7 protein-coding genes are annotated in these 7,562 nt (G+C 62.2%); 5 read left to right on the top strand and 2 right to left on the bottom strand.

Annotation, left to right across the window (positions count from 1 at the left end):
• A partial coding sequence (gene cimA / locus VMR03_RS05320; RefSeq protein WP_325403002.1) for a citramalate synthase occupies positions 1-1,183 on the top strand: 1,183 nt, incomplete at its 5' end.
• A gap of 75 nt (positions 1,184-1,258) precedes the next feature.
• Positions 1,259-2,191 (top strand): EamA family transporter RarD, encoded by a 933-nt coding sequence (rarD, locus tag VMR03_RS05315; protein WP_325403000.1) that lies wholly within the window; start codon positions 1,259-1,261, stop codon positions 2,189-2,191.
• A 3-nt stretch (positions 2,192-2,194) separates the two neighbouring features.
• On the opposite strand, the gene VMR03_RS05310 is transcribed toward rarD, so the two are convergent.
• Positions 2,195-3,013 (bottom strand): alpha-1,2-fucosyltransferase, encoded by an 819-nt coding sequence (locus VMR03_RS05310; RefSeq protein ID WP_325402998.1) that lies wholly within the window; start codon positions 3,011-3,013, stop codon positions 2,195-2,197.
• A gap of 59 nt (positions 3,014-3,072) precedes the next feature.
• Positions 3,073-3,621 carry a TIGR00730 family Rossman fold protein gene (locus VMR03_RS05305; protein ID WP_325402996.1) on the bottom strand — a complete coding sequence of 183 codons (549 nt, stop codon included), beginning with the start codon at positions 3,619-3,621 and terminating at the stop codon, positions 3,073-3,075.
• 151 nt (positions 3,622-3,772) lie between these two features.
• Between VMR03_RS05305 and VMR03_RS05300 the strand changes: the two genes are divergently transcribed.
• From VMR03_RS05300 to VMR03_RS05290, 3 genes are all read left to right on the top strand, one after another.
• Positions 3,773-4,456, top strand: coding sequence for a hypothetical protein (locus tag VMR03_RS05300; RefSeq protein WP_325402994.1), 684 nt, complete (start codon positions 3,773-3,775; stop codon positions 4,454-4,456).
• 164 nt (positions 4,457-4,620) lie between these two features.
• Complete coding sequence (locus VMR03_RS05295) at positions 4,621-5,574, top strand: LysM peptidoglycan-binding domain-containing protein (RefSeq protein ID WP_325402992.1); 954 nt, start codon at positions 4,621-4,623, stop codon at positions 5,572-5,574.
• A gap of 146 nt (positions 5,575-5,720) precedes the next feature.
• On the top strand, positions 5,721-7,562 hold a 1,842-nt coding region (locus VMR03_RS05290), incomplete at its 3' end, for an ABC transporter ATP-binding protein/permease (protein WP_325402990.1).

The raw sequence follows: 7,562 nt of genomic DNA, 5'->3' as shown, positions 1-7,562 counted from the left end.
GGCGAACCCGGCCTATGCGCTGTCTTGCGTCCGGACCGCGCTCGAGGCCGGCGCGCGCTGGGCGGTGCTTTGCGATACCAATGGCGGCACGCTGCCCGACGAGGTTTCGCGCATCGTCGGCGAAGTCATCGCCTCGGGCGTCCCGGGCGAGAGGCTCGGCATCCATGCGCATAACGACACCGAGAATGCGGTCGGCAATTCGCTTGCCGCGGTTCGTGCCGGCGTGCGGCAGGTGCAGGGCACGCTCAACGGTCTCGGTGAGCGGTGCGGCAACGCCAATATGGTCTCGCTGATCCCGACGCTGCTGCTCAAGACGGAATATGCCGAACGCTTCGAGATCGGCGTCAGCCTCGAAAAGTTGAAGAGCCTCACGCATATCTCGCGCACGCTCGACGAAATCCTCAATCGCGCGCCAAACCGCTACGCGCCTTATGTCGGCGAGAGCGCTTTCGCGTCGAAAGCCGGCATCCATGTGTCGGCGATCCTGAAGGATCCGAAGACCTATGAGCACGTGCCGCCGGAAAGCGTCGGCAACCAGCGCAAGATCACGGTTTCCGATCAGGCGGGCCGTTCGAACATCCTCGCGACGCTTGAGGAAGCCGGCATCAAGGTCGATGCGAACGATGCGCGCATCCAGCGTCTTCTCGACGAGGTCAAGGAGCGCGAGTTCCTCGGCTATTCCTATGACGGCGCGGGGGCGTCTTTCGAACTTCTCGCGCGCCGCCTGCTCGGGCAGGTGCCGGAATTCTTCGTGGTCGAATCCTTCCGGGTGCTGGTCGAGCGGCGCTACAACGCGCTGGGCGAATTCGTCACCGTGTCGGAAGCGACGGTGAAGGTGAATGTCGATGGTGAGGTGCTGATCTCGGTTGGCGAGGGCAACGGCCCGATCAATGCGCTCGACCAGGCGCTGCGCAAGGATCTCGGCAAGTATTCTCCGTTCATCGAGGATCTCAGGCTCGCCGACTTCAAGGTTCGTATCCTGACGAGCGGCACGGAAGCGGTCACGCGTGTGCTTATCGAAAGCGCCGACGCGCAAGGCAACCGATGGTTCACGGTCGGGGTCTCGCCGAACATCGTCGACGCCTCGTTCCAGGCCCTCGTCGATTCCATCAACTACAAGCTTCTTCGCGACAACGCGCCGGCACCGTCGAAATCCGCCCGAAAAATGGAAGCCCGAGTCTAGTTTTCTGCAGAGCGCAACCTCGCCCGCGCTCCGCATGGAGTGTCGGGGCGAGGACGGGAAACAAGGCTCTGCATCATGCCGACGATTACATCCTCCGAGAGTCAATCACGGGAAGCGACGCTGGGCGGTGCCGCCGCCGGAGCGGGATATCTGCTCTGGGGGCTCTCGGTCATTTTCTACCGACAGCTTGCAAATGTCGTTCCGTTCGAAATTCTCGCGCACCGCACCTTGTGGAGCATCCTGCTCGTCGGCGGGTTGATCTTCGGGCTGCGGCGCGGCGTGCATCTCGCCGAACTCCTGCGCGATCGCCGGAAGCTCGCGACGCTTGCCATGACCGCGATGATCCTCGGCTCGAACTGGTGGCTCTTCATCTGGGCCGTCAATTCGGGACGCATCCTCGAAACGAGCCTTGGCTATTTCATCAATCCGCTGGTGAGCGTGCTGATCGGCGTCTTCGTTCTCGGCGAGCGCCTGTCGCGCCCGCAAATCGCCGCGACAGGGCTTGCGATCGCGGGTGTCGCCTATTTCACGTTCGCGCTCGGCTTCCTGCCGTGGATTTCGCTCGTGCTGGCGCTCAGTTTTGCGGTCTATGGCTATCTGCGGAAGATCACGCGGGTCGATGCGCTGGCCGGGCTTCTCGTGGAGGTTCTGGTGATGGCACCCTTCGCGGTCTGCTATCTTGCTTATACCTCGGCGCATGAAGGCACGAGCTTCGTCAAGGAGGGTTGGCTCACCGACGCGTTGCTGATTGCGACCGGGCCCATGACGACGCTGCCGCTGTTGCTCTTCACCTATGGCGCGCAGCGCATACGGCTGACGACTCTGGGCCTGCTCCAGTATCTCGTGCCGACGACCTCTTTCGCGATAGCGGTCTGGATTTACGACGAACCTCTGGGACACGGACAGATGGTGACATTCGGCTTTATCTGGCTCGGGCTCGCGATCTTCACTGTGGATATGTGGCGCAATGAGCGCGAACTCCGGCGCGTCTCGCTATCCGCGAGGTGAAGTTCAGGTCTCGATCGGCGTCATCCAGCTCGCGGTGATGCCGACGGGATATTCGAAGCCGAGCCCATGCGCGAGCCAGCCTTTGGGCGAGACGACGGGCAGGGTGCGATGGCTGAAATATCCGCCCCACCATGAAAGGGTGCTGTTCGAGACGACGCCACCGTCGCAGAGCGTCATCAATCCGAAATCCTCATAGACGTTCGCGCCGCGAAACACATGAAGGGCCGGGATGTCGATCTCTCCGGGTTCGTCGCTGACGAGGATGAATTGCGCGCCCGGTGCAGCCTCGCGGATGATTTCGATGCCACGTCTGAAATAATCGATACCGAGCATTGGCGAGCGACCGAAAATCGTCCAGTCCCTGTAATCGCCGCGGCGGATGTGAACGAAAGCTTTTTTCCCGGGAGGCAGCGCGTTCAGGAAATCCCGCGCGGCGACGAGATGCTCGTCCTTGAGGCGGAAAGACGCATAGCTCGCGTGGATCGCGTCCTGGAAGTAACCCTTATCGATATAGCGAAGGCGGTTGCTGAGGCCGGCGCGCCGCAAAATTTCCTCTCCGGCCAGCTCGTAGAGTTTTCCTCCGGCGAAAAAACCCCGCTTTTTCTGTTTGATGCTGCCGACGAGGCGAAGCCTTGCGGAAATGCGTCCGAGGCGGCGCAGCCAGCGCATCACGCGCTTGCGACGTTTCGGGCCGCCGCCGTCGTCCAGATTGATCAAGCGAAAGCGATTCCAGATGAAGCCGTCGACGAACTCCTCCATGCCGGTGGCGACGATGACATCACCGTCGTCGAGTTGGCTGTCGAGAAAGGCCGCCTCGAACAATTGGTTTCCGAGACGGCCGTCGGCAGTGAACAGGACGAATTTTTTCCGGCGTTCCGGCATCAGAGCGCAGCCTCGATGCGCGGCAGGACGTCCTCAACCTTGTCGACGACGGAATAGATGCGGCGGATGTTCGAGCGCGCGAAGCCAGCCTTGATGATGTGGTCGAGAAGGTCGATCAGCGGATCCCAGAAGCCTTCGAGATTGACGATCACGATGGGCTGGCTGTGGCGACCGAGCTGCGCCCAGGTCAGCATCTCGACGACTTCTTCCAGGGTGCCGATACCGCCCGGCAGCGCCACGAAGGCGTCCGAGCGTTCGAACATCAGCCATTTGCGGCTGTGCATGCTGTCGGTGACGATCAACTCGCTGACGTCACTCAACTGCACCTCGACCTTGGAGAGGAACTCCGGGATCACGCCGGTCACGCGGCCGCCCTCGGCGAGTACGGCCTTGGCCACGGCTCCCATCACGCCGATCGAGGCGCCGCCATAGACGAGGCCAACGCCGGCGCGGGCCAGAATATGGCCGAACTTTGCGCCAGCCTCCAAAAAGGCAGGTTTGTTGCCGTCGCTGGAGCCGCAATAGACACAGACATTCGCAGGTTTCATACGGCGGAAAACTCTCAGGCAAGGGGTCGCAAGACACTTCAGATGCCGGAATTAATGCTCCGGTTGGGCTATTCGTTATGGGAAAGGATGCTTCGTCATGTAAACATTAACATTCGGACAGGGGGCGGTCAGGTCGACTGGTGGAGGGGCGATGCTGAGGGACTATCTGAGGGTAAACAAGAAACAACTGCAATTTCTCGCGGGCGCGGGATTGGCGAAGATCGTCTATTCGGACGGCATGCCACAATCCGGATCGACGCTTCTCTTCAACATCGCGCGGCTCGTGTTGCAATCGAACCACGGGTGCAAGGTGAGCGCAGGCTGGGTGGGCGACGCGCTCGATCTGCCCCCCGCCGATATTTATCTTATCAAAACACACGGCATAAAGCCGCTGGATGCCTGGCGTGCGCATCGCTTTTTTCACTCCTTTCGCGACCCTCGCGATGCACTCGTCAGCGGCTTGCGGAAGATCGGCACCCAGCCCACCATCGAACCCGTCCGGGCGTGGATGAAATGGTATGCCTTTGCCGAAAAGCGGGCCGACCTCATGTGCAGGTACGAGACGATGATAGAGGACATCCCGGGCACCATTCGAGCCGTCGCCGGGGCTTTGGGACAAATGGTGGACGTCGACGACATCGCGAAGTCCATCCCCATGGTCGCCCCGGACCGGTCGGGCACCGTGAAGCGGGACAAGGTGACGCTGATGCACAGGAACCACAGGACGGGGACGGTTGCGGGGGAGTGGCGGGACATTTTCCCGCCCGCCCTCCAGCGTCAGATATCGTCGGAATTCGGACCATGGCTCGAGCGTAACGGATACCCGCTCGACTGAAGGACGGTGTTCGCACGCGCCTCACAATGGTGCATCAATTGCATGATAGTTGGTAACGTCGCGAATGGCTGTACCGGGCTTCCCGGTGTGGCACGGGCATTTACCATCTTGTGTGTCGCTTGGGGCCGGGCCCCGTGGGGGCGACGAAAAGGGGATCCGAGTCGATGCGTAATACTGGACTGATAGCGGGTGGCGTGCCGGTTGTGCTGGCCATTCTGGTCGGCGCCTACTTTGTCTTTTTCAAGGGCGGCGAGACGGGGCCGGCTCACCAGCAGACGGAACAGGGTACATCCAAGGCGCCCGCCGCCGTCGAGGACAAGAGCATCCCGACTTTCGACATCGTGCGCGTCGAACGCGACGGCTCGACGGTCGCCGCGGGCCGCGCGCTTCCCGGCGCCACGGTCGATATCAAGGCCAATGGCGAGGTGATCGCCAATGTACCGGTCGACGGCAACGGCGAATGGGTGGTCGCGCTCGAGAAGCCGCTGAAGCCCGGCAACATCGTCATTACGCTGACGGCGCATAATCCAGACGGCACGACAAAGGACAGCGTTCAGTCGGTCGCGGTCAACGTGCCCGAGCAGAAGGACAAGCCCGCCCTCGTTGTCATGAGCGAGCCGGGCAAGGCGAGCCGTGTGCTGCAGGGTCCGGGTGTGCCGTCGGATGCCGGCAATCTGGTGCTCGAATCCGTCGATTACGACAAGGACGGCAATCTCATCATCTCAGGCAAGGCCGATCCTCTGGCGACGGTGCGCATCTATGTCGGCGGGAAGCCGGTGGGCGACGCGACGGCGGACAGCAAGGGGCATTGGGAATTGCGACCGACCACTGAGATCGCACCCGGCCGTTATGCCCTGCGTGTCGATCAGCTCGACCAGGCCGGCAAGGTCGTCGCCCGCGTCGAATTGCCTTTCGAGCGCGGCGTACCCGACCAGATCGCCGAGGCCCTTCGGAAAGGGCAGGTCGTCATTCAACCGGGCAACAATCTCTGGACGATCGCCCAGCAGCTCTACGGCTCGGGCTTCCGCTACACGGTCATCTATGAGGCCAACAAGAGCCAGATTCGCGATCCCAACCTCATCTATCCCGGTCAGACCTTCGCGACACCGGCAAAATGACGATTTTCGTAGTCGGGGTTGCTCCGGCAGCGGAAATCCTTATTTAAAGGATGTACAGGGCGCCCCGCTTCGGCAAATGGCCGGGGCGGGGCGTTGCATTGGCGAGGGATCGTTGTCCCGCCGCCAGATCGAGGATCCTCGCGGCCATGAGGCACCTGAAATCAGCCGGACCGGAGGGTGGCGCGCATCCCGTCACCGGAGGCGCCGCGCCGACACGGCAGCGCCGCGTAGAGACGCTGCGCTCCTTTGCGCCCTATCTCTGGCCGGCGGACAGGCCCGACCTGCGGCTCAGGGTCGTCATCGCCATGCTGCTGCTGGTCGCGGCCAAGGCGATTACGGTCTATGTGCCGTTCCTTTATCGCGACGCGACCAATCTGCTTTCGCCGAAGGATGCAGGGGCGGCATTCGCCGTTCCGATCGCGCTGCTTGTCGCCTATGGCGTCGGGCGCATCATGATGGTGGCGCTGGCGCAGCTTCGCGACGGCGTTTTCGCCAAGGTAAGCCAGAACGCGGTCAGGGCGCTGGCGCTCAAGACCTTCAGACATCTTCACGCGCTCTCGCTCCGCTTTCATCTCGAGCGGCGCACGGGCGGGCTTTCGCGCGTCATCGAGCGCGGGACGAAGGCGATCGACCTGCTGCTGCGCTTTTCGGTCTTCAACATCATACCGACCATCATCGAGCTCGCGCTCGTTGCCGTCATCTTCATCTGGGCTTTCAACATCTGGTTCGCGGTCGTCACGGCGATCACGATCGTTCTCTATATCTGGTTCACCTTCGCGGTGACGGAATGGCGGACGCGCTTTCATCGCCAGATGAACACGCTCGACACCGAGGCCAATACCAAGGCGATCGACAGCCTGCTGAATTTCGAGACGGTCAAGTATTTCGGCAATGAGAACCACGAAGCGCAGCGCTTCGACCGTTCGATGCAGGGATATGAGCGCGCCGCGGTCAAGACGACGACGTCGCTTGCGATCCTGAACGCCGGGCAGACGGCGATTTTCACCGTCGGCCTCACGGCGCTGATGCTGATGGCGGCGCAGGGCGTGGTGAAGGGCACGATGACCATCGGCGATTTCGTCATGGTCAACGCCTATCTGATCCAGCTCTATCAGCCGCTCAATCTGCTCGGCACGGTCTACCGCGAAATCCGGCAGGCTTTGATCGACATGGAGACGATGTTCGATCTTCTGGAAATTCCGTCCGAGGTCGAGGACGCGCCGGATGCCCGGCCTCTCACGGTGCGGGGCGGCGAGATCGTCTTCGAGAACGTTTCCTTCTTCTACGACAAGGACCGCACCATTCTCGACGGCGTTTCCTTCCGCATACCGGCGGGAGGGACGCTCGCCATCGTCGGGCCTTCCGGCGCGGGCAAGTCGACCATCTCGCGCATCCTGTTCCGCTTCTACGACATCTCGAAAGGCCGCGTGCTGGTCGACGGGCAAGATATTCGCGACGTCACGCAGAGCTCGCTGCGGGCGGCAGTGGGCATGGTTCCCCAGGATACGGTGCTCTTCAACGACACCATCCGCTACAACATCCGCTACGGCCGGCCGGATGCGAGCGACGCCGAGGTCGCGGAGGCGGCGGCCCAGGCGCAGATCGCCACTTTCGTGGCGAGGCTGCCCAAGGGCTACGACACGGCGGTCGGCGAGCGCGGGTTGAAGCTTTCGGGCGGCGAGAAGCAGCGCGTCGCCATCGCCCGCACGATTCTCAAGAACCCGCCGATCCTGATCCTCGACGAGGCGACCTCCGCACTCGACACGCATACGGAAAAGGAGATCCAGTCGGCGCTGAAGCGCATTTCCGAGAACCGCACAACGCTTATCATCGCCCATCGCCTCTCAACGGTCGTCGATGCGGATGAAATCATCGTGCTCGACCATGGCCGGATCGCCGAACGGGGACGGCATGAGGAGCTTCTGGCGCGAGGCGGAAAATACGCGGCCATGTGGAACCGCCAGCGCGAGGCCGACGCCGCCCGCGAA

The organism is Parvibaculum sp., assembly GCF_035511255.1.
Classification (GTDB): Bacteria; Pseudomonadota; Alphaproteobacteria; order Parvibaculales; family Parvibaculaceae; genus Parvibaculum.
The sequence above is the reverse complement of the archived record's forward strand: the minus strand, read 5'-3'. Positions and strand labels throughout refer to the sequence as shown.